This is a genomic window from uncultured Brevundimonas sp. (genome assembly GCF_963974615.1).
GTDB lineage: Bacteria > Pseudomonadota > Alphaproteobacteria > Caulobacterales > Caulobacteraceae > Brevundimonas.
The window spans coordinates 102891-124299 of record NZ_CAXBDH010000003.1 but is presented as its reverse complement, the minus strand read 5'-3'; the positions used below and the strand labels follow the sequence as shown (position 1 = coordinate 124299).

Here is a 21409-nt window from a genome sequence, read left to right as displayed (position 1 = left end):
CGTCCGCGGGCTCCGGTCAGGAGACGTAGCCCGCCTGCATGAGTTCAGCGATATGGACGATGGTGACCGGCCGCCGGTCCACGGTCACGATCAGGTTGGAAATCTTGTTCTGGGCCATCAGGTCCACGACATCGCTCATGCGGGCCTCGGGGCCGACCACCTTGGGGTTGGGCGTCATGATGTCCCGGGCGCTGATGGTCGAGATGTCCCGGGTGAAGGCGCGGCGAATGTCACCATCGGTGATGACCCCGGCCAGGGAGCCGTCAGGGTTCACGATCGCCACAGCCCCCTTGCGGCCAGCTGTGATGGCCGACACGACCTCGCTGAAGTCGGCGTCGAGCGCGACAGTCGCCGGTACGGTTGGGCGGTCGCCCATCCAGTCCCCGACACTTTGCAGGCTCATGCCCAGCTTGCCACCAGGATGATGCAGACCGAAGGCCTCGGCGCTGAAACCGCGCCGGTCCATCAACACCATGGCCAGGGCATCACCCAGCGCCAGGGTCATCAAGGTCGAGGTCGTCGGGGCCAGATTGTTCGGACAGGCTTCGGCGACCTGCGGCATGGTCAGGCAAACAGCGGAGTTGCGCCCCAGAAAGCTTGCCGGCCGCTGGGTCATGCCGATCACCGGAATGCCTTCGCGCTGGCAGAAAATCAGGGGATCGCGCAGTTCGCGGCTTTCGCCCGAATTGGAAATGGCCAGCAGGGTTGTGTCCTTGCGCAACATGCCCAGATCGCCGTGACTCATCTCCGCTGGATGGACGAAGAAGGCGTTGGTACCGGTCGAGGCCAGGGTCGCCGCAATCTTTCCGCCGATATGACCGGACTTGCCCATCCCGGTGACGACCAGATAGCCGGGCCGGGACAGGATGATGTCGCAGGCCTGTCCGAGGCTGCCGTCCATGGTCTGCGCGAGCGCCTGCAAGGCCTCGATGTTGAGCCTCATGACCTCCTGTGCCCGTTTGAGCATCGCGGCGGCTTCGGCCGTTGAAGAGGGAGCACTGTCGGCAGTCATGGCGCGGAATTGCCGTATCCGGGCGCTTTTCACAATGGCGCAGGTTGGGCTGTTTCGTTCATCACGGTCTGAAAAACCGGAAAATCCCAACCTTTGTCACGCTCAGGCGTTAGGGTCGGCTTATGGGGATATCCGAGCCAGATCAGCGGGCGGACCTTTCGCCTGAAGAGACCGTCGTGACGGGGCCGCTTGTCGCGCCGCCCTCGCTTCTGCGTCGACCAGCCCTGTTTCTGGATCTCGACGGGGTACTCGCGCCTCTCGCACCGACGCCTGATGCCGTCGTACCGGATGAGCGCCGAACCGCCGTCCTTCGTTCAGTCAGCGCGCGTTTCGAAGGGCGGGTTGCCATCGTCAGCGGCCGGACCCTGGCCGAGGTGGATCGTATCAGCGAGGGCGTGTTGCCCGCCGCCTCCGGTGTGCACGGTCTTGAGCGGCGCCGCGCCGACGGAACCCTGACCACCGGGGCTGTTGACCCGGCCGTCGGTCCGGTCGTCGATGCCTTCAGGACATTTGCCGCTGACCGGCCCGGCATGATCGTTGAGGACAAGACGGTTGCGGCCGGGCTGCATTTCAGGGGCGCACAGGATCAAGCGGGCGCGGCAACGGATCTGGCCGAACGTCTCGCTGATGAAACCGGTCTGATCCTCCAGCCGGGCAACCTGGTCGTTGAACTGAAGACCCCGGGGACAGACAAGGGGACCGCCCTGACTGCCTTTATGGCCGAGTTGCCGTTTCAGGGTGCGGTTCCCGTCATGCTGGGTGACGATCTGACCGACGAACACGGCTTTCAGGCCGCGGAAGCGCTCGGGGGTTTTGGTGTGCTGGTTGGGCCTGAGCGGATAACGTCGGCCCGTTACCGCCTGTCCGATGTCGCAGCCGTGCTGGACTGGCTCGAGACGGTTTCCGAGGCCCCGGAATGAAACAGACCCTCGATCTGGCCCCGATCGGTAACTGTGCCATCAGCGCCCTGATTGACCGCCGCGGGCGTTACGTCTGGGCCTGCGCGCCACGGGTGGACGGTGACCCGGTCTTTTCAGCCCTGATGGATGGTGACGACCCCGAACACGGGTTCTGGGAGGTGTGTCTCGCCGGTCTGAAAGAGGTCGATCAGGCCTACATCAAGAACACCCCGGTGCTTCGGACCGTGCTGACGGCGGCGGACGGGGCGGCCGTCGAGATCATCGATTTTGCGCCCCGGCACCACAAACATCACCGTACCTATCGACCCTTGGCCTTCGGGCGAATCGTGCGGCCCCTCGCAGGCACGCCCCGCATTACCGTCCGCTTGCGACCGGCGGCGGACTGGGGTGAGCGTCGCGCCGGGTCGAGTTCGGGTTCCAACCACATTCGCTACAAATGTTCGGACGTGACCCTGCGTCTGACCACCGACTGTCCCGTGTCCCATATTCTGGAAGAGCGAAGCTTTCGCCTCGAACGACCGCTGGCCTTCTTCCTCGGCCCTGATGAGGGGTATGATCAGGAAGTCGGGCCCGGCGTCGCCGCAGCCCTGGAGCGCACGGTCGCCTACTGGAAGGACTGGGTCCGCACCCTTTACATCCCGCTCGACTATCAGGACGCGGTGATCCGCGCGGCGATCACGCTCAAACTCTGCGCCTATGAAGAGACCGGGGCGATTGTCGCGGCCATGACGACCTCAGTTCCGGAATTTCCGGAGAGCGGCCGCAACTGGGACTACCGCTACTGCTGGATCCGCGACGCCTATTATACAGTGCGCGCCCTGAACCGGCTCGGCGCGGTCGATATTCTCGAAAACTACCTCGTCTATCTGCGTAACCTCGTCGACAACTCCGCCGGTGGCCATGTCCAGCCGGTTTATGGCGTCGGCCTGGAAGCCGGGCTTGGTGAGCGGATCATCGACAGCGTCGAAGGCTACCGCAGCATGAAGCCTGTCCGGGTCGGCAACCAGGCGCACGAGCACCTGCAGCACGACGTCTACGGCCAGATCGTCCTGCCGCTGGTCCAGTCCTTTTATGACCAGCGCCTTGTACGTCCGGGGTCAGTCGATGATTTCTACGCGCTGGAGGCGGTCGGAGACCGCGCCTTCGCCCTGTACGATCAACCGGATGCGGGCCTGTGGGAGTTCCGCACCATCGCCCGGGTGCACACCTATTCGTCGGTCATGTGCTGGGCGGCCTGCGATCGGTTGGCCAAGGCTGCGCGTGTTCTGGAGCTGGAAGACCGGGCCGAGGTCTGGGCACAGCGGGCCAACACGATACGCGCACGGATCGAGGCCGAGGCCTATGTTCCCGAAGAGGGGCGTTTCGGTGCGAGTTTCGGCGGCAAGGAACTGGACGCCAGCCTGCTGCAACTGGTTGATCTCGGCTTCCTTGATCCGATGGATCCGCGCCAGGTGGCGACCTTCAACGCCATTGAGCGCGACCTGAAGAAGGGGCCCTATCTGTTCCGCTATGTTGAACCCGACGACTTCGGCGAACCTGAAACCGCGTTTAATTTCTGTACTTTCTGGTTCATTGAGGCCCTGCATCTCAACGGCCGGACCGAGGAGGCCCGCGAGATATTTGAACAGATGCTGAGCCGCAGGACCCACGCCGGCCTGCTGTCCGAGGATATTTCCCTCGAGGATGACGAGCTATGGGGTAATTATCCGCAGACCTATTCGCTCGTCGGCATCATCAATTGCGCGGTGCTGCTCAGTCGCTCGTGGACGGATGTCCGATGAGCCGTCTGATCGTCGTTTCCAACCGGGTTTCAGCCCCAACCGATCCGGCCGGAGGTTCTGTCGGGGGGCTGGCGATGGCCCTGTCAGCGGCCCTGAAAACCTACAACGGCCTGTGGTTCGGGTGGTCGGGCGAAACGGTCGAGACGTTCACCGGCGTGCTCGAGATTGAAGAGCGGGCCGGCGTGACCGTCGCCCTCGTCGATCTCGAGGCCCAGGACGTCGACGAATATTACAACGGTTATGCCAACGGCACGCTCTGGCCGCTGTTTCATCATCGTGTCGACCTGACCGCCTATGAGCGGTCCTACGGCGAGGGTTATGAACGGGTGAACCGGCGCTTTGCCGAGATTCTGGCACCGTTAATCGAGCCGGACGATCTCATCTGGGTTCATGACTACCATCTGATTCCGCTGGCCCGGGATCTGCGACGGCTGGGGGTGAAGAACCGAATCGGTTTCTTCCTGCACACACCCTGGCCCGTGCGGCAGCTGCTGGTCACCCTGCCGCATCACCGCCGGCTGGTGGAGTCGATGTTTGCCTTCGATCTGCTGGGATTTCACACCCGTGAGTGGCTTGACCTGTTCCGTGACTATGTGGCGTCGGAGGCGGGAGGGACTCTGCTGGAAAACGACGCCATGGAGGCGTTCGGTCAGCGGGTGCAGGGCGGCGTCTTCCCGATCGGTATCGATGTGGAGGGTTTTCTGCAGGCCCGTGCTTCGCCGCTGGGGGTCCGGACCTATGATCGCATGGTGTCCTCAACCGCCTTCCGTTCGCTGATCGTCGGGGTCGACCGGCTGGATTATTCCAAGGGGCTGGAACAACGGCTTCTGGGCTATGAGCAGTTCCTCAAGGACAATCCGGAGATGCGGTCCGAGGTGCTGTTGCTGCAGATTACACCGATCTCGCGCGATGACGTCGACACCTATCATGACATGCGCGGCCGGCTTGATTCACTGGCCGGGCGGATCAACGGGGCCTATGCCGAGATGGACTGGCAGCCGATCCGCTATCTCAACCGGACCTATCGCCGTGACCAGCTGGCCGGCATCTACCGCGCTGCCCGGGTCGGGCTGGTCACGCCCTTGCGTGACGGAATGAACCTGGTGGCCAAGGAATATGTCTGCGCCCAGAACCCCGAAGATCCAGGCGTGCTGATCCTGTCACGCTTTGCCGGAGCCGCAGCCCGGATGGGTGAGGCGCTGATCGTCAATCCATTCAGCCGAGAGGAGCTGTCGGATGCGATCAAGCAGGCCCTGACCATGCCGTTGGACGAACGGATACGACGCTGGACCGCCTTGATGCAGGTCGTACGCGAAACCGACGTCTCGATTTGGCGCGACGATTATGTCAGCGCCCTGCGGGGGGTCGAAATCAACAGGGAGGACGGCGCGCGGGTCGCCGGGTATCAGTAGATCTCGAACAGGCCTGCGGCCCCCATTCCACCGCCGATGCACATGGTGACGACACCGTATTTGGCACCACGCCGCTTGCCTTCGATAAGGACGTGACCGGTCATCCGCGCGCCGGACATGCCGTAGGGATGGCCGATGGAAATGGCACCGCCCGACACGTTGAGCCGGTCATTGGGAATTTCCAGCCGGTCACGGCAATAGATGACCTGGGTCGCGAAAGCCTCATTCAGCTCCCAGATGCCGATGTCATCGATCGTAAGGCCGTGACGCTCCAGGAGCCGAGGTACGGCGAAAACCGGGCCGATGCCCATTTCGTCCGGCTCGCAGCCGGCCACGGCCATGCCGCGATAGGCCCCGAGGGGCTGCAGGCCACGCCTTGCGGCTTCGTTCGCCGTCATGATCACTGAAGCGGAAGCTCCATCCGACAGCTGTGAGGCATTGCCGGCGGTAATGTATTGGCCTTGGGCGATTTCCTCGCCGCCGCCGAATACCGGCTTCAGCGACGACAGGCCCTCCAGGGTGGTCTCGGGGCGGTTGCCCTCATCCATGGCGATGGTGACTTCCTTCGCCGAGGCCTGGCCGGTGGCCTTGTCCATGACCTGCATGGTCGTGGTCATCGGTGCGATTTCGGCGTTCAGGTAGCCGGCCGCCTGGGCCGCGGCCGTGCGCTGCTGTGACTGCAGGGCATATTCGTCCTGGGCCTCGCGGCTGATGCCGTAGCGGGCCGAGACGACTTCGGCGGTCTCCAGCATCGACATATAGATGTGAGGCGACAGCTTCAGCAGCGCCTCGTCCTTGATCCGGTACAGGTTCATATGCTGGTTCTGGACCAGGGAGATGCTCTCCAGCCCACCACCCACCGCTATGGTCTGACCGTCGTGGATCACCTGCTTGGCTGCTGTGGCGATGGCCATCAGACCCGAGGCGCACTGGCGATCCAGGCTCATGCCCGCGGTGGTCGCCGGCAGGCCGGCGCGCAGGGCCACCTGTCGAGCGACATTGGTGCCGGTTGACCCCTGCTGCAGAGCCGCTCCCATGATCACATCCTCGACCTCGGCCGGGTCGATTCCCGCCCGGGCGACCGCATGCCGAACGGCGTGACCGCCGAGGGTCTGGGCCTGGGTATCATTGAAAGCTCCGCGGTAGGCGCGGCCGATCGGTGTGCGGGCAGTGGAGACGATGACAGCTTCACGAGACATCTTCGCTTAATCCTTGGTTGCAGGCACGGTCGCTCGCGCCTCGCGGTTTGGGTGCAGTTCGGCTTCTTGCTTTACGCGCCTGTCGTCGCGTCAACGCAAGTCAGTCGGTGTGCGCCTTTTGTGCCTTGGTCAGTTCGATCATGCCCTGGGCGGCCCCCATTTCCGGAACGATTTCCCCGGTACGATCCGAAATGGCGTCGATGCCGGCCGCGACCTGTTCGGCCGCATCTTCGCCGACCGCGTAACCGCCCTGGGTCAGGGTCACATAGGCGCGCTCGAAACCGCCGGCTCCGGCGGTCAGGATACAACGGCTCGGCGCGTCTTCGCTGACCAGATACAGCAGGCCGGGTGTCACCATCTCGGGACCCAGCAGTTCCAGCGGCAGACGGGCACCGAGATCTTCGGTCATGCGGGTATGGGCCGTCGGGGCCAGACAGTTGACCCGGATGTCGTTCTTCGCTCCTTCGATCGACAGGGTTTGCATCAACCCGACCAGCGCCATTTTGGCCGCGCCATAATTCGACTGGCCGAAATTGCCATAGAGGCCGGAAGACGACGTAGTCATCACGATGCGACCGTAATTGGCCTCGCGCATGATGTCCCAGACGGCCTTGGTGCAGTTGACTGCGCCCATCAGGTGAACGTCGACGACGAAGCGGAAATCTTCCAGTTCCATCTTGGCGAAGGTCTTGTCGCGCAGCACCCCGGCATTGTTGACCAGAATGTCGACCCGGCCCCAGCGGGTCATCGTATCGGCGACCATGGCCTGGACGGCGGCGGCGTCGGTGACCGAGGCGGCATTGGCCACGGCTTCCCCGCCCTGCGCCTGAATTTCGGCGACGACGGTTTCGGCTGCGGTGGCTGATCCGCCCGAACCGTCCCGCGCGCCACCGAGGTCATTGACCACCACCCGGGCCCCTCGCGCCGCCAGCGCCAGGGCATGGGCGCGTCCGAGGCCACCGCCGGCTCCCGTCACGATTGCGACACGTCCGTCAAATCTCAGCGTCATCCGTAAATCTCCAGCCGATGTAAAATCGTTCTCGCAGGGGCCCCGACCCGGAAAACTGGTAATTTGTGTTGAAATGGCGCCACAGTCGCCACATTGACGGTCGTAATCGGGAACCCCTTGAGTATAATCCCGTTCGGCAATCGGGACGTCACGTAGTAAGCGTAGGCATTCGGATATCAAATTTTTTAAAGTGAGGACGCAATGAAGCTCAAACTTCTGGCAAGTGTCGCAGTAGCGGGGCTCTTTGCCGCCGGTGCAGCGGCAGCTGAGCCCAACGGCTGGTACGGCGCGATTGACGCCGGCTGGAACATGTTCGGAGACGAGCCTTCGGTCACATCGAGCGCGATACCCGCGGCCGAGTTTGATCTGGGCGTAGAGAACGACTGGGCCGGCTTCGCGCGGCTCGGTTATCGGTTCAACCCCAGCTGGCGTGTTGAACTCGAGGGCGGGTTCCGTAACGGCAACCTGGTTTCGGCCGATCGCGCTAACTACTCGTCGCCGACGCCGCCTACGGCGATCTGCTCCCCGAACTACACAGGCACCAACGCCTGCGGTGGTCCGGACGGCGATGTCCGCTCGGTGACGTTGATGGCTAATCTCATCTACGATTTCCCGCAGACCATGTACGGCGTGCGTCCGTTTGTTGGAATCGGGGCCGGTGTGAACCGCGTCAACACCGATTTCGTTGGACGGATCGGCCGGAACGCATCCGTTGGCGTAGCCGCAGATGACACTTCGAGCGCCTTCGCTGCTCAAGCCATCGCCGGTTTCGCCTGGGCGATCAGCGACCGGACGAATATCGACCTGACGTATCGTTATATGCGCTCGGACTTTGAGTTCGCGACCACTCCCGCGTCCGCAGGTCTCGGCACCATGAGCGGCACTTATGACTCGCACGCGGTCAGCCTGGGTCTGCGTCATGCGTTCGGTGTTGATGCGCCGCCGCCCCCGCCGCCCCCGCCGCCCCCGCCTCCCCCGCCTCCGCCTCCGCCTCCGCCGCCGCCGCCTCCGCCGCCTCCGGCTCCGGCTGCCCGTCAGTTCGTGGTCTATTTTGACTGGGACCGTTCGGATCTGACCAGCGAAGCCAGTGCGGTGATCAACCAGGCAGCGAGCTACGCTCGCTCGGGTCGTCCGACCCGCGTTCTGGTCGTCGGCCACGCCGACACCTCCGGCTCGGCTGCCTACAACGTGGGCCTGTCGAACCGCCGTGCGCGCACTGTGGCTGATGCCCTGGTCGCTCAAGGCGTCAACGGGGGCGTCATCGCGCTCGACGGCAAGGGTGAAACCGCCCTGGCCCGTCCGACCGCCGACGGCGTTCGTGAGCCTCTGAACCGTCGCGCCACGATCGACATCAACTTCTAGGAACCGAGGCCAGGGGGTCCGCCAGTCGGACCTCCGAACCCCGGATCGGACGAAGCGTCGATCCACACGCGATTGAACCGCCGGCCCCCGCAAGGAGGTCGGCGGTTTTCGTTTGCGACAGGCCCGCGAGCTTGCAATCGGCACATTCGTCTGTCGGGTCAGGTCCTGTGGAGTCGGCCTGATCGACCGGAACCTGGGTCCCGAAAGGGGCGAGCACATCGGGGGGCATGCCCCGACACCGGGCGAGGGTGGCTGGTCAAAGTCCCGGGCGGTCGCTATCCCGACAGCCTGCCACTGGAGAGGACCCTGAATGCGCGTTGCAATGATCGGAACCGGTTATGTCGGGCTGGTATCGGGGGCCTGTTTCGCCGATTTCGGCCATGTGGTGTGCTGCGTGGACAAGGATCCATCGAAGATCGACCGCCTGAACCAGGGCCAGATGCCGATCTTCGAGCCGGGGCTGGAAGATCTGGTGGCGAACAACGTCCGGAGCGGCCGGTTGAGCTTCGCCGTTGACGGGGCCAAGGCTATTGCCGCTGCCGATGCCGTCTTTATTGCGGTAGGCACGCCGTCGCGCCGGGGCGACGGCCATGCCGACCTGTCCTATGTCTATGCGGCGGCCGAGGAGATCGCCGACCTGATTGAGGGCTTCACCGTCATCGTCACCAAATCGACCGTCCCGGTCGGGACGGGTGACGAGATTGAACGTATCATCCGGGCCCGGCGGCCCGAGGCCGAGTTCGCTGTGGTTTCCAATCCGGAATTCCTGCGCGAGGGGGCCGCGATCGAGGATTTCAAACGGCCGGACCGGGTCGTGGTTGGTACCGAAGACGAGCGGGCCCAGGTGGTCATGACCGAGCTCTACCGCCCTCTGAGCCTGAACGAAACGCCGATCCTGTTTACGGCCCGCCGGACCAGCGAACTGACCAAATACGCCGCCAACGCCTTCCTGGCCCTGAAGATCACCTTCATCAACGAGATGGCGGATCTGTGTGAGGCCGTCGGGGCCGATGTGCAGCAGGTCGCGCGCGGCATCGGCCTGGACAAGCGGATCGGGTCCAAATTCCTGCACGCCGGACCGGGCTATGGCGGGTCGTGTTTTCCCAAGGACACCCTGGCCCTGGTGCGCACCGCAACCGATGCCGGCAGCCCGGTGCGGCTGGTCGAGACGACGGTCCAGGTGAATGATGCGCGCAAGAAGGCCATGGTCGATCGCGTCGCCCTGGCGCTCGGGGGGGCTCTCTCGGGCAAGACGGTGGCCCTGCTGGGGCTGACCTTCAAGCCGAATACCGATGACATGCGCGACTCGCCGGCTCTCGATGTGATTCCGGCCCTGGTCGCCGGCGGGGCGATCGTTCAGGCGTTTGATCCCGAGGGCATGGTTGAGGCGGCGAAGCTGCTGGATGGAGTCCGGTTCACGGACGGGCCCTATGAGGCGATTACGGGGGCGGACGTGGTGGTGATCCTGACCGAATGGGATCAGTTCCGCGCCCTGGATCTGGACCGGATCAAACTGCTCATGCGTCAGCCGGTCATGGTTGACCTCAGGAACGTCTATCGTCCCATTGATATGCGCAGCCGGGGCTTCCGGTACAGCTCGATCGGAAGAGCCTAGCGCACGGATGTTCGGATCAAGTCTCCGGCCCGGGCTGTGTCCGTGGCGGCAGGCTGCAACGATCTGTTCAGGACCGCATGGCCGGTCCCAATGACGACCGTCGCCGTCAGGGCTGCGGATATGAAGGTGATGGCCACCAGTTTCAGTCCGTCAGTGAATTCCCGATAGTCTGACCGCACCATGATTCCCCGGCTCGAATCCCTGCCCTTAGGGAGCATGGGGTGTACGGATCCGCAAGTGACAGAACCGTGTGCGGTCGAAAAATTCCCCTGATACAAGAAACGGGCGGTGCTGTTGCACCGCCCGTCCCCTGAATCTGTAGATGCCGAAGCCTTTAGCCGCGGAACGGACGGATCACGATTTCAACGCGACGGTTCAACGCCTTGCCTTCGGCCGTTGCGTTGGTGGCGACGGGTTCGCTTTCACCGCGGCCATCGACGTAAAGCCGGTCGGCCAGAACATTGTGGCTGACCAGATACTGGGCAACGGCGGATGCCCGACGACGTGACAGGTCGAGGTTATAGTCGTCGGCCCCGTCGGAATCGGCATGACCGATGATGTCGATGGTCGACTGGTCATACCGGTTCAGGACGCCGGCCACATCGTCGAGCGTGGCATAGAACCGGGGGGTCACGGCGGACTGGTTCGACGCGAACGTCACGTCCGACGGCATGCGCAGGACGAGGTTGTCGCCCTGGCGGGCGACGCCGACGCCGGAGCCCGAAAGCTCGGCTTCCAGCTCGCGCTGCTGGCGATCCATATAGGCCCCGACGGCAGCGCCACCCAGGGCCCCGATGCCGGCACCGATCAGGGCGTTCTTGCGACCCTGTTCGCTGTTGGAGGTGTTGGTCAGATAGCCGAGCAGGGCCCCGCCCAAAGCACCGGTGATGGCTCCGGTCGCAGTGTTATTGCGAACCGGTGCTGAGCGGTAGGGATCGACGGTGGTGCAGGCTGCGCCGCCGAGCAGAATGGCGATGCTGGCGCCGGTCAGAATAAGCTTGGTGCGCATGATGGTGTTCCTTGACTTGCTGGAATGTTCAGCCGCGAAAACGCCAGTTCACGGTGAAGGTTCCAATCTGTACGGAGCATGAACGGTCCGTCGACGCACGGCTTTGCCAATTTCTATCGTTCAGGCGTATGAAAGCTGTCCCGTTGATATCCAAGGTCACTATTGTGAGCATCCCCGTGACGGCTTCCCAAACAGCCCCTGCCAAGGCCCGTTCGATCGAACCGGTTTCGATGGCGCTGTACGATACAGATTTCCAGCAATTCGCTGATGCCCTGGGAGCCTCGTTCAAACGCTATGGCTTTGCCGTGCTTTCGGACCATGGTCTCGATGAAGCGACCATTGATGCGGCTATCGCCGATTCAAAGGCCTTTTTCGCCCTGCCCGAGGAGGTGAAACGCACCTACCATATGTCCGGTACCGGCGGTGCCCGCGGACTGACCCCGTTCGGGGTCGAGGCGGCCAAGGATGCCAGCGCCGTCGACCTTAAGGAGTTCTGGCACGTCGGCCGTGAGCTGCCCGAGGGTCACCCCTATCGCAAATATATGCGGGACAATCTGTGGCCCACCGAGATCGAGGGCTTTCAGTCCCATTTGTACGGCATGTTCGACGCCATGGACCAGCTGGGTCGCAAGATCCTGAAGGCGATCGCCCGCTATCTGGAACTCGGCGACGACTTTTTTGAGGACAAGGTTCAGCTCGGCAACAGCGTGTTGCGGATGCTGCACTATCCGCCGGTTCCGGCTGATGCGCCGGGCGTGAGGGCCGGGGCCCATGAGGACATCAATGTCATCACCTTGCTGCTCGGGGCAGAAGAGGCCGGGCTCCAGCTGAAGGATGCCGATGGGGAGTGGCTGGATATCGCGCCGCCACCGGGGGCGCTGGTCGTCAATATCGGTGACATGCTGCAGCGGCTGACCAACCATGTCCTGCCGTCAACGACGCATCGGGTGGTCAATCCGGCCCCTGAGCGCCGCGGCTTCGCCCGCTATTCGACGCCCTTCTTCCTGCATTTCAACCCGGACTTCGTCATCGAGACCCTGCCGGGCATGGTGACGCCCGGAAATCCGGATCGCTATGTCGGCAAGGCGATCATGGCCGAGGATTATCTGATGGAGCGGTTGCGCGAGATCCGGCTGATCTGACCGCAGCTATCTTGAAATACGCAACCGGGTGATGTCGCGGCCGATGGCGGCGAAGGCCTGGGACAGATCGCCACCGCTGGCCGGCAGGAAGACGTGTGCGGGGCTGGTGGCGCACCGACCCAGCATCTTTTCAGCGTTACCACCCGCGGTGATCTGGAAGCCTACCGTGTAGACCACGACCCCCTGCGCCTTCATGGCCGTACACAGAGACTCGCCCTGAAGGAATGGATCACCGTTGGTGGCATTCTGATTGATCAGGTTGGAAGCGCTGCCCAGGCCCATGTCCTGGGCGATCACACCTGTACTATAGGCGGTGTTGAACTCACCGTCGGTCATGATGATGACGGCCTTGAGGGTTTGGGACGGTGCGTAAGGTCCGGCGGGCTGACTGGGCCACAAGCCGTTGAAGTTGGGCGACACCGTATACCAGCCCCAGCCGATCCCGATCTGGCCTGCGGTGGCCCCGGTAACACTCAGGCTGTTGATCAGGGATTTAATGCTGCTCTTGTCGCTCGACAGGGGGCGGACGACGGCCGCAGGGCACTGGCTGGACGGGTAGTTGGTTCCGACCCGGGATGTCGCCGGTGAGGCGTCCGTATAGCGCTGGGGGCCTGTGCGTTCACTGGCGCAGGAGCTGATCTCCAGCGCACGCAGTGATCCATAGGGATTGTAATAAACGCGCCACTGACATCCGTCATTTCCGCACCAGGCGGAGCCGCTGGACGAATAGGTTCCCCAGTTGACCCCGTTCACGCCGATGGAAAAGGTGTTGCTGGTGCTGTTGCCGACGATATAGGGCGAGCCATTGATCTGGGTCATACCCTTGACGCCCGTGATATAGACGCCGTCGCCGTTCTGGAGGTTGTGGCCGTTCGATGTGACGACCACCGAGCAGTCCGAGACGAGGCATTTGCGGATCGTGCCGCCGGATGAATAGCTGCTGTAGCCGGACGACGTGCTCAGGCTGTTCCAGAAGGATCCGTTCCAGGTTTCCAGCGAGAACGAATTCGCGCTGATGTATTTTACCCGATAGGCGCGGTCGTTGATCTGCGACATGCCGCTGACGCCATTGATCCAGATGAAGTCCCCGCTGGCAAAGCCGTGGCTGCTGGCGCTGACCACACCCGGATTGGCGCGGGTGATGTTGCTGATTGATTTGGACGAGCCGATCGTCCAGGCGGCATTGCTGATGTTGGTCGCCCCGATCGGCGTTCCCCGGGCCCCATTGGCATAGCCGCCGAGATTGACCCCGATCGAATAGGGCACGATGGCCATGCGCGTATAATAGGGCGTCTGCACATTCTGGACGACGATATCGACCAGTTCGTTGGCGGCGACCTTAAGGTCCTGGATCTTGCTGCCGGACATCGACCCGGTGATGTCGAGGACCAGGCTGACCTCGATGTTTTTCGACGACCGGTCCACCTCGGAATGGGCCCCGACGGGCAGATAGTCGTTCATGAATTTGCCGTAGGGCGGCAGAATGATGTTGGCGACCAGGGTTTTCACATCGACCTTGGATTGGGCGATCACCACGCTGTTGGCGTTTAGTGTGAAGGTGGTCAGGTCCTCCCGCAGGATAATGTCGGGATAGGCCTGCAGGTTGGCTCGCAGCGCTGATACGCCGACCCGGGTCAGGTCCACGTCGCTGGTGTACGGCGAGCGCGCGGCAGCAAGAGTCGCCGCGTCCAGGGCGTCCTGAAGGTTGATGCGCACGGTCGAGGCGCGATGAATGTCGACGCCGCCGACCGTCATCAGCACCAGGGCGGGCAGGCTGAGGGCGAAGATCATCGCGACATTGCCTGTCGCTTCGCGATGGAAACGGGCGGCAAAGTCCCGGGCGATCCTGCCGCAGGTTCTGATCCAGGTCACGACGCCCATGGTCTAGCCACATTGTAAACGGGCACAGGTCGACCCGCATCCCGCTGAAGATGGCAGGGTTCGGTTAAGGGATCGGATACCGCGAAGGTTAACGGCGGACAGATCGCTCCGGGCGCTGGTGCCAGTGTCAGCGTGAAATGCGCAGGGTCTCGATCGACCCGGCGATGCTGTCGAAGGCGTCAGCAATACCGCTGGCTCCGCTGACGTTGAAGAATTTGCCCTGGCCGGTGGCGCAGCTGCGCAGCAGGTCCTGGGTGCGCGTATCGACGCCGACGCCCACCGTGTAGATGGTGATGTCGCGCGCCTGCATATTGCGGCAGGTTTCAGCCAGACGACTGTCCATGGCGTCGCGACGCTGTTGACCCGAGGAGGCGGTCCCGACGCCGAGGCGTTGCTCGCCGATGTAGCCGACCCCGGCGTAGCGGGCGCGGTTGGGGTTGGGATAGACGTCGTTCACGTTCTCGCCGTCGGTCATGAGAATGGCGATCTTCTTCAGGCGTGGTTCGCCATAGGGCAGGCCGTCGCCGAACGGGGTGTTGGGCGACAGGGTGTGCCAGCCCCAGACCAGACCCATGGGGATGTTGGTGTTGCCGTCGGCGACCATATTGTCGATCGAGCGCAACAGGGCGTTATAGTCCGTGGTCAGCCGGCTTACCGGTTCGATGGTGCAGCCGCGATTGGGACCCCGACCACCACTGAAATCGGCGCTATTGTCATATTTCTGGGTCCGGCGTGAGCGCTTGTCCCAGTCCTTGTTGGCGTTGGTCGCGGCCAGACCGTCGTCAAGGTAATTGTTGTCGACCCGGTAATTTCGGTCCCAGTCCGAATAGTCGCCGGAGCGCCACCAGTCGCCGACATCCGGTTCGTCGGGCGCGAAATAGTGGACGAATTTGGTCGGGCGATTGCTGCTGGTCGGTGCGGTATCGAGTGTGTCGTAAGGATAGGGACGGCTCTCGACGCAGCCGGCCCAGCTCGTGCGCAGTCGGTTGAACAGGGCCAGACGGTTGGCTCCGCCCTGGAACATATAGTCGTTGCCCTCGGCCTGGGCGCTGCCGTCCATCCATGTAGCGTTCTGGTATTGGGTACCGATACGGACCGTCTGGGAGAACGGTACTACGGAAATGCGTACGGCGTCGGGTTCTGAGCTGCGAGCGGCGGCTGCCGCGAGACGACGCACCAGATTGCTGGCGGCGTCCTGGGCGGCGCGCAGTTTGCCGTCCCAGCGCATCGAGCCGGTATTATCGATGACCATGGCCAGTTCAATGCGCGAATTCGAGCGCATGACTTCGGCTCCGGCTCCAACGTCGATATCCCGGCCGAGGAACATGTTGGCGGCGATGGTGTCGACCCGGGCCTTGGCGGAGGAAACCACAGCGCCGTTGGTATTGAGCGTGAAGCTGACCTGGTTCTCGACCAGGCTCGTGTTGGGATAGGCCTGCATGTTGGCGCGCAGGGTGGCGAGTCCAATTTCGGTGAGGTGGATGTCGTCATTGTAGGCCGAACGCGCGGCGGCCAGGGTGGCGCTGTCCAGCGCGTCCTGCAGATTCATGCGAACCGTCGAGGCGCGGTGAAGGTCCACGCTGGCCAGGGCCATCACGCTTACCGCAGGCATGGCGAGTGCGAACATCAGCGCCACGCCACCGGCCTCGGCGCGCCGGAACCGCAACGCCTTCCTGCAGATTTTGGAGACGCGATAGCGCGCGGTCATCCTGCCAATTCCTCTGTAACCACGACCGACCACTGGTCCGCCATTCGTCGGGATTATGAGGTGGCGGGGTAAATGAACCCGCAGCAGGTGAGGTTAATGGCCCGGAAAGGGCCCGGAGTCGGCTTTCCGGGCCCCCTCAGAGGTAGTGTGGACCGACTACCAGCCGCAGTGCTGGCCCCGGTTCTGCTGGATCAGCCAGGTGTTCAGCGGGGCAAAATATTCGGTCACCGCTGAGGCATCATTGCCGGTTTCGCCGGTGAAGGCCGCCATGGCTTCGGGCCACGGCCGGGACTGACCCATCTCCATCATCGCATTGAAGCGCCGTCCGACGGCTTCGTTGCCATAGGTCGAACACCGGTGCAGCGGTCCCGTCCAGCCGGCCTGTTTGCAGGCGGCCCGCTGGAACTGGAACTGATAGATGTGGGCCAGGAAGTAGCGGGTGTAGGGCGTGTTGCCGGGGATGTGATATTTCGCGCCCGGATCAAAGGCGTTGGCTGGTCGCGGTCCCGGCGGCACCAGGCCCTGGTATTTCAGCATGTCGGCCGACCAGGCCGCATTGTAGTGGGCCGGGTCGGTCTTGCCGCTGAACACGTCCCAGCGCCAGCGGTCGACCATCAGGCCGAACGGCAGGAAGGCGATCTTGTCGAGCGCCATCTTCAGCAGGAAGGGGATGTCCTCTTCCGCGCCGGGCACGGTCTCGAGCAGGCCGATCTGGTGCAGATAGGTCGGGGTCAGGGCGGACAGGCCGATGAAGTCACCGATGGCCTCGTGGAAGCCGTCGTTTGCCCCGTTCCTGAACAGGAAGGGCTGATCCTTGTAGGCGCGCTGGTAGTAGTTGTGCCCCAGCTCGTGGTGGACGGTGTAGAAGTCGTCGGCATTCACCTGGGTACACATCTTGATGCGGATATCGTCGAGGTTGTCGACGTCCCAGGCCGAGGCGTGGCAGACGACCTCGCGGTCGCGGGGACGGGTGATCTGGCTGCGTTCCCAGAAGGTCTCCGGCAGCGGAGCCAGGCCCAGCGAGGTGTAGAAGCCCTCACCGGTACGAACCATCTTCGTCGCATCATAGCCGGCCCGGGTCAGCAGCTGCGTCATGTCATAGCTGGAGGTACCCCCGGTCGTCGGGGCCACGACGTCGTAGATATTACCCCACTGCTGCGACCACATATTGCCCAGTAGATCAGCCCGGATCGGTCCGGTCGCCGGCTGAACGGCGTCGCCGTATTTCGCATTCAGCCGGGCGCGGACATAGCAGTGCAGGTTCTCATAGAAGGGTTTGACCTGATCCCAGAGACGATCAGTCTCGGCCGCAAAGGCGTCCGGTTCCATATCGTAGCCCGAGCGCCACATTGCGCCTGTGTCGGCAAAACCCAGGTCGCGCGACCCTTCATTGGCAATCTCGACCATACGGACGTAGTCGTCGCGCATGACGGGTGAAATGGTGCGCCAACCCTCGTACAGAGCCTTGGTCTCGGCCGGATCACGACTCTCGGCCAATATGTCCGACGCATCGTCGAGCGTGATCTGTTGGCCCTTGTAGGTGAATTTTCCGGTGGCATAGGTCGAGTCCAGCCGGGTGGTGATCTCGGCCAGTTCGGCTGCGGCCCCCGGACGGTTAGGGGCCGGCAGGACGATGCCGAGGCGCAGCAGGTTCAGCTTGCGTCGCACGTCGTCGGCGACCTGGACATTGTTGAAGCGGGCGGCTTCGCCGGCCAGCTGAACCTGCAGTTCGGTGACCTGGGCATTGGCCCGCGACTCCAGCCACATGGTGTCAAAGGTGATGTTGGTGGCGCGCACCCACTGGACCCGGGCGGCATATTCGAACAGCTCGTCCAGTTTTGCCTCGGCATCGGCGACGAAGGCTGTCGCCCCGGCGGCGGTGACGGGGAAGGTCTCGGCGGCGGGGGCGGTCTCCTGCGAACCGGTCGCCGGAGTCGTCGCGCCGGTCATGCCCGCGCAACCCGCCGCGGCAAAAACAAGGGTGCAGGCGGCGGCGGCCGTCATCAACTGGCGCTTCATGGGGTGTCCTCCGGTTCGCCGGGGTTTCGATCCCCGGCTGGATTGAAGCGACATGGGACGCAAGTGCATCCGCCGCGTCAAGCGTGACCGCTCAGTGCAGGACGCAGGCGGCCAGTCCCTCATTACGCACGGTGCCCATCGCCGCCTGGACCCGGGAGGCCCGGCGGCGGACGTAGGGTCCCGGTGGGCTGGCCTTGTAGCGTCGGGGACTGGGCAGGATGGCGGCCAGCCGGGCGGCCTCCCCGGCGGTCAGTTGATCGGCCCCCTTGCCATACCAGTGGTGGGCGGCCGCCTCGGCTCCATAGACCCCCGGGGCCCACTCAGCGACATTGAGATAGACTTCCATGATCCGGCGCTTGGACCAGACGGTCTCGATCAGCACCGTATAGCCGGCCTCAAGGCCCTTGCGGACCCAGCTGCGTCCCGGCCACAGGAAGACGTTCTTGGCTGTCTGCTGGCTGATGGTCGAGGCACCGCGCACCCGGCGACCCCGGGCGTTACTGTCCATCGCCTTCTCGATCGCCTTGAAATCGAATCCGTCGTGGGCACAGAAGCGCGCGTCCTCCGAGGCGATCACGGCCTCGACCAGACGGGGCGAGATCCTGTCGAGCGCGCGCCAGCGGTAGTCGAGCCCGGACCCGGCTATCGCCTGCCGAACCATCAGAAACGTCGTCGGTGGCGGGACGAGCGCGTGGACCAGCACACCGCCGATCGGCAACAGCGCCAGGATCAGCACAGTGAGCAGAATCGACTGTTTGAGTTTCATGATGCCAGAGGCCCCCGCCATGGGGTCCATGTTCGTGATCCTGCGCAAGGACGCAAGGCGTCAGGTTCCGCTGATGCCGGCCTGACCGTCTTCATCGGCCCAGGCGACCGCAGCGCCGTCTGAGCGCATGGCCAGGGCCGTTATGGCGCTGCCCTTTTCAGATTTGATGAAATCAAGCCCCTGCCCGGCAGGATCGGCCCGCCAGACCCGCCCGTCGTTCAGGCCCGCCGCCAGCAGTCCCAGGTCGCTCCGGGCGGCCACGACGGTGACCAGGCTGGACTCGTCATAGCCGATCTCGGTCGCCTCGCGGCCCATCGGTCCGTTGCTGCCGATGAAGGGCCACAGTACCGCGCCCTGGGCTCCGGCCGTGGCCAGGAGCTGGCCGTTCGACAGGAAGGCCATCGACCGGACCTTGGACGGATAGCCGCCCATGCGCAGGTTCTTGGCGTCCTTCAGTCGCCAGCCGTGCATCTGGTTGTCCTGCATGGTGGTGACGACAAAGGCCCCGTCAGGTGAATAGGCGACACCGGTATGAGAGCCGGCCCATTTGAGCAGGGTCGGCTTCTGGTCGGCGATCCGCGCCAGCCACAGGGCCGCGCCGCCATAGGTCGAGGTGGCGATACGGCGGCCCTTCGGCTCGAAGGCCACGCCGGACACCGTCCGTTCGTGCTGGAAGTCGCGACGGAATTTGGGGGCGGCGCTGTCGATCACCGACAGGGTCCGTCCGGCCGAGAAGGCGATCAGCCCCGAGGTGGGCGAGGCGTCGACGGCGTCGATCCACTGTCCCCTGGCGGCGGCCAGTTCGGTCACCGCGTCGCGGCGGCTCCAGACCAGTCGGCCATCATCGCCGCCGGTGATGACACCGTCGCCGGACGGGTGCCCGGCAGCACAAAGGATGACGCCGTCGTGGGCGTCGAGGCGCTCGCCACTGGCGAACCGCACCGAGCCATCGCCCAAAGCGAAGACCGCGCCGGTGCCGTCGAACAGGGCGGCGGTAACCTGGGCATCGAATGTGAATTTCATCAGTGGGTCCCCTGACCCTCGCCGAAGCCGAAGCCGGAGCCGGCGACGCGCGGCTGGCAGCGGATCAGCCGTGAGTCGGCCACGGCCGCCTGCCGATGGACGACGGCCAGCTGATATTCCGGATCGCGGACCATGGCGATGAAGCTTTCGGCGGTCTCGTAGCGGACGATGAAGGCCAGATCCCAGGCCTCGTCGGCGGGACCGATCAGGGTCAGTTCGGGGCGACCCAGCCAGATCTGGCTGCCACCCGACCGGGCGAAGGGCGCGGCCGCGGCGCGGCCATAGGCAGCATAGGCCTCGGCCCCGGTCCGGGCCGCGGCATGGTCGGGGTGGTCAGTGGGATAGGTGGCGGTCTCGAGAAACCGTACCAGATTGATCATGGCGATCGGCTGGTCGGCGGGCAGGTCGCGGAAGGCCGCCATGGCCTCGCGGGTCGGATCGATGAAGCCGGTCATGCGGCGCAGGCCTCGAACCCGGCCTTCAGCGCCGCCTCGTCCAGATCGCGACCGATGAAGACGGCGCGGCTCCAGCGCCGTTCGTCGGGGCCCCATTCGCGTTGCAGGTCTCCCTCGAGGATCATGTGCACGGCCTGGAACACCAGCCGCCGGTCCTCGCCCTCGACGTCGATGATACCCTTGGCGCGCAGGATGTTCTGACCCTGCTCGCCCAGCAGACGGTCCAGCCAGGCGGTGAATTTCGCGCCGTTCATCGGGCCGTCGACCGATAGGGAGATGCCCTTGATGTCGTCCTCATGGGCATGGCCGCGGGCCCCGTGCCCGTGCCCATGGTCATGATGGTCGTGACCACAGTGTTCGTCGTGCACATGACCGGCCTCGCCATGGGCCGGATTTGCGAACTCGGGATTGATGTCGAGGATACGCTCCAGGTCGAAGCCGCCGAGGCCGAGGATTTGATCCAGCGGCACATCGGCCCGCTCGGCCCGGGTGATCGGAGCCAGCGGGTTCAGTTTTCTCAGCCGGGCCTCGACGACGGCCAGTTCCGCCTCGCTGGCCAGATCGACCTTGTTGAGGATGATGCGGTCGGCGAAGGCGACCTGTTCGCGAGCCTCCTTCGAGTCGTCCAGCCGGGCCATCACGTGTTTGGCGTCGACCAGGCAGGTGACACTGTCCAGCTGCGTCTTCGCCTTGACGTCCTCGTCGACGAAGAAGGTCTGGGCCACCGGGCCCGGGTCGGCCAGGCCGGTGGTCTCGACGATAATGGCATCGAAAGCGGGCTGGCCCGGGCGCTGGCGCTTCATCAGGCCGGCGACGACGCGGATCAGGTCGCCGCGCACCGTGCAGCAGACGCAGCCGTTGTTCATCTCGAACACGTCCTCGTCGGCCCCGACCACCAGATCGTTGTCGATGCCGATCTCGCCGAACTCATTGACGATGACGGCATAGCGCTTGCCGTGATCCCCGGTGAGGATGCGGTTCAGCAGGGTGGTCTTGCCGGCCCCGAGGTAGCCGGTCAGGACGGTGACGGGGATCTTGTCTGCGTTCGGAGAGGTCATGCCGGGCTAGATGGCGGCTCACAGTGGCCTTGTGAAGA

General features: G+C 64.0%; 17 protein-coding genes. 6 read left to right on the top strand and 11 right to left on the bottom strand.

The window, feature by feature from the left end:
- Positions 1 to 16: 16 nt before the first annotated feature.
- Complete coding sequence (locus AAC050_RS02935; RefSeq protein WP_339913555.1) at positions 17 to 1012, bottom strand: KpsF/GutQ family sugar-phosphate isomerase; 996 nt, start codon at positions 1010 to 1012, stop codon at positions 17 to 19.
- 176 nt (positions 1013 to 1188) lie between these two features.
- On the opposite strand from AAC050_RS02935, the gene otsB reads away from it, so the two are divergent.
- From otsB to AAC050_RS02920, 3 genes are read left to right on the top strand one after another with little or no spacing between them, the layout of a single operon-like run.
- The gene (gene otsB / locus AAC050_RS02930) at positions 1189 to 1932 is read left to right on the top strand and encodes a trehalose-phosphatase (RefSeq protein WP_339913554.1); all 744 of its coding nucleotides are present in this window, start codon (positions 1189 to 1191) and stop codon (positions 1930 to 1932) included.
- Positions 1929 to 3713, top strand: a complete 1785-nt coding sequence (locus AAC050_RS02925) for a glycoside hydrolase family 15 protein (protein ID WP_339913553.1) — start codon at positions 1929 to 1931, stop codon at positions 3711 to 3713. Before otsB ends, AAC050_RS02925 begins: the two co-directional genes overlap by 4 nt.
- Positions 3710 to 5125, top strand: coding sequence for a trehalose-6-phosphate synthase (locus AAC050_RS02920; protein ID WP_339913552.1), 1416 nt, complete (start codon positions 3710 to 3712; stop codon positions 5123 to 5125). Before AAC050_RS02925 ends, AAC050_RS02920 begins: the two co-directional genes overlap by 4 nt.
- Here AAC050_RS02920 and AAC050_RS02915 read toward each other — a convergent pair.
- Together AAC050_RS02915 and AAC050_RS02910 are read right to left on the bottom strand one after the other, a co-directional pair.
- Positions 5119 to 6324: an acetyl-CoA C-acyltransferase gene (locus AAC050_RS02915; protein ID WP_339913551.1), complete on the bottom strand. Its 1206-nt coding sequence runs from the start codon at positions 6322 to 6324 to the stop codon at positions 5119 to 5121. The genes AAC050_RS02920 and AAC050_RS02915 overlap by 7 nt on opposite strands.
- A 100-nt stretch (positions 6325 to 6424) precedes the next feature.
- Positions 6425 to 7333: an SDR family NAD(P)-dependent oxidoreductase gene (locus AAC050_RS02910; RefSeq protein WP_339913550.1), complete on the bottom strand. Its 909-nt coding sequence runs from the start codon at positions 7331 to 7333 to the stop codon at positions 6425 to 6427.
- A 201-nt stretch (positions 7334 to 7534) separates the two neighbouring features.
- Between AAC050_RS02910 and AAC050_RS02905 the strand changes: the two genes are divergently transcribed.
- A complete protein-coding gene (locus tag AAC050_RS02905; protein ID WP_339913549.1) occupies positions 7535 to 8695 on the top strand; it encodes an outer membrane beta-barrel protein in 1161 nt (386 codons plus the stop codon).
- 310 nt (positions 8696 to 9005) lie between these two features.
- Complete coding sequence (locus AAC050_RS02900; protein WP_339913548.1) at positions 9006 to 10310, top strand: UDP-glucose/GDP-mannose dehydrogenase family protein; 1305 nt, start codon at positions 9006 to 9008, stop codon at positions 10308 to 10310.
- Positions 10311 to 10644: 334 nt separating this feature from the next.
- On the opposite strand, the gene AAC050_RS02895 is transcribed toward AAC050_RS02900, so the two are convergent.
- A complete protein-coding gene (locus tag AAC050_RS02895) occupies positions 10645 to 11319 on the bottom strand; it encodes an OmpA family protein (RefSeq protein WP_339913547.1) in 675 nt (224 codons plus the stop codon).
- A gap of 230 nt (positions 11320 to 11549) precedes the next feature.
- Between AAC050_RS02895 and AAC050_RS02890 the strand changes: the two genes are divergently transcribed.
- Positions 11550 to 12461 carry a 2-oxoglutarate and iron-dependent oxygenase domain-containing protein gene (locus AAC050_RS02890; protein WP_339913630.1) on the top strand — a complete coding sequence of 304 codons (912 nt, stop codon included), beginning with the start codon at positions 11550 to 11552 and terminating at the stop codon, positions 12459 to 12461.
- Positions 12462 to 12467: 6 nt separating this feature from the next.
- On the opposite strand, the gene AAC050_RS02885 is transcribed toward AAC050_RS02890, so the two are convergent.
- The 7 genes from AAC050_RS02885 to AAC050_RS02855 form a co-directional block, all read right to left on the bottom strand.
- Complete coding sequence (locus tag AAC050_RS02885; RefSeq protein WP_339913546.1) at positions 12468 to 14342, bottom strand: ubiquitin-activating E1 FCCH domain-containing protein; 1875 nt, start codon at positions 14340 to 14342, stop codon at positions 12468 to 12470.
- 127 nt (positions 14343 to 14469) lie between these two features.
- A complete protein-coding gene (locus tag AAC050_RS02880) occupies positions 14470 to 16050 on the bottom strand; it encodes a pilus assembly protein (protein WP_339913545.1) in 1581 nt (526 codons plus the stop codon).
- Positions 16051 to 16206: 156 nt separating this feature from the next.
- Positions 16207 to 18069: a M2 family metallopeptidase gene (locus AAC050_RS02875; protein WP_339913544.1), complete on the bottom strand. Its 1863-nt coding sequence runs from the start codon at positions 18067 to 18069 to the stop codon at positions 16207 to 16209.
- A 91-nt stretch (positions 18070 to 18160) separates the two neighbouring features.
- Positions 18161 to 18856 (bottom strand): monofunctional biosynthetic peptidoglycan transglycosylase, encoded by a 696-nt coding sequence (gene mtgA, locus AAC050_RS02870; RefSeq protein ID WP_339913629.1) that lies wholly within the window; start codon positions 18854 to 18856, stop codon positions 18161 to 18163.
- Between the two features lie 39 nt (positions 18857 to 18895).
- Positions 18896 to 19858: a WD40 repeat domain-containing protein gene (locus AAC050_RS02865; RefSeq protein WP_339913543.1), complete on the bottom strand. Its 963-nt coding sequence runs from the start codon at positions 19856 to 19858 to the stop codon at positions 18896 to 18898.
- Entirely contained in the window at positions 19858 to 20313 is a 456-nt protein-coding gene (locus AAC050_RS02860; RefSeq protein WP_339913542.1) for a DUF1330 domain-containing protein, read from the bottom strand. The genes AAC050_RS02865 and AAC050_RS02860 overlap by 1 nt, the downstream gene beginning before the upstream one ends.
- Complete coding sequence (locus AAC050_RS02855) at positions 20310 to 21371, bottom strand: GTP-binding protein (RefSeq protein WP_339913541.1); 1062 nt, start codon at positions 21369 to 21371, stop codon at positions 20310 to 20312. Before AAC050_RS02855 ends, AAC050_RS02860 begins: the two co-directional genes overlap by 4 nt.
- Between the last annotated feature and the right edge of the window lie 38 nt (positions 21372 to 21409).

Coding starts and splice junctions, on each gene's coding strand:
- AAC050_RS02935 (WP_339913555.1), bottom strand. CDS start 1,012: ATGACTGCCGACAGTGCTCCCTCTTCAACGGCCGAAGCCGCCGCGATG.
- AAC050_RS02925 (WP_339913553.1), top strand. CDS start 1,929: ATGAAACAGACCCTCGATCTGGCCCCGATCGGTAACTGTGCCATCAGC.
- AAC050_RS02920 (WP_339913552.1), top strand. CDS start 3,710: ATGAGCCGTCTGATCGTCGTTTCCAACCGGGTTTCAGCCCCAACCGAT.
- AAC050_RS02915 (WP_339913551.1), bottom strand. CDS start 6,324: ATGTCTCGTGAAGCTGTCATCGTCTCCACTGCCCGCACACCGATCGGC.
- AAC050_RS02910 (WP_339913550.1), bottom strand. CDS start 7,333: ATGACGCTGAGATTTGACGGACGTGTCGCAATCGTGACGGGAGCCGGC.
- AAC050_RS02905 (WP_339913549.1), top strand. CDS start 7,535: ATGAAGCTCAAACTTCTGGCAAGTGTCGCAGTAGCGGGGCTCTTTGCC.
- AAC050_RS02900 (WP_339913548.1), top strand. CDS start 9,006: ATGCGCGTTGCAATGATCGGAACCGGTTATGTCGGGCTGGTATCGGGG.
- AAC050_RS02895 (WP_339913547.1), bottom strand. CDS start 11,319: ATGCGCACCAAGCTTATTCTGACCGGCGCCAGCATCGCCATTCTGCTC.
- AAC050_RS02890 (WP_339913630.1), top strand. CDS start 11,550: ATGGCGCTGTACGATACAGATTTCCAGCAATTCGCTGATGCCCTGGGA.
- AAC050_RS02885 (WP_339913546.1), bottom strand. CDS start 14,342: ATGGGCGTCGTGACCTGGATCAGAACCTGCGGCAGGATCGCCCGGGAC.
- AAC050_RS02880 (WP_339913545.1), bottom strand. CDS start 16,050: ATGACCGCGCGCTATCGCGTCTCCAAAATCTGCAGGAAGGCGTTGCGG.
- AAC050_RS02875 (WP_339913544.1), bottom strand. CDS start 18,069: ATGAAGCGCCAGTTGATGACGGCCGCCGCCGCCTGCACCCTTGTTTTT.
- mtgA (WP_339913629.1), bottom strand. CDS start 18,856: ATGGCGGGGGCCTCTGGCATCATGAAACTCAAACAGTCGATTCTGCTC.
- AAC050_RS02865 (WP_339913543.1), bottom strand. CDS start 19,858: ATGAAATTCACATTCGATGCCCAGGTTACCGCCGCCCTGTTCGACGGC.
- AAC050_RS02860 (WP_339913542.1), bottom strand. CDS start 20,313: ATGACCGGCTTCATCGATCCGACCCGCGAGGCCATGGCGGCCTTCCGC.
- AAC050_RS02855 (WP_339913541.1), bottom strand. CDS start 21,371: ATGACCTCTCCGAACGCAGACAAGATCCCCGTCACCGTCCTGACCGGC.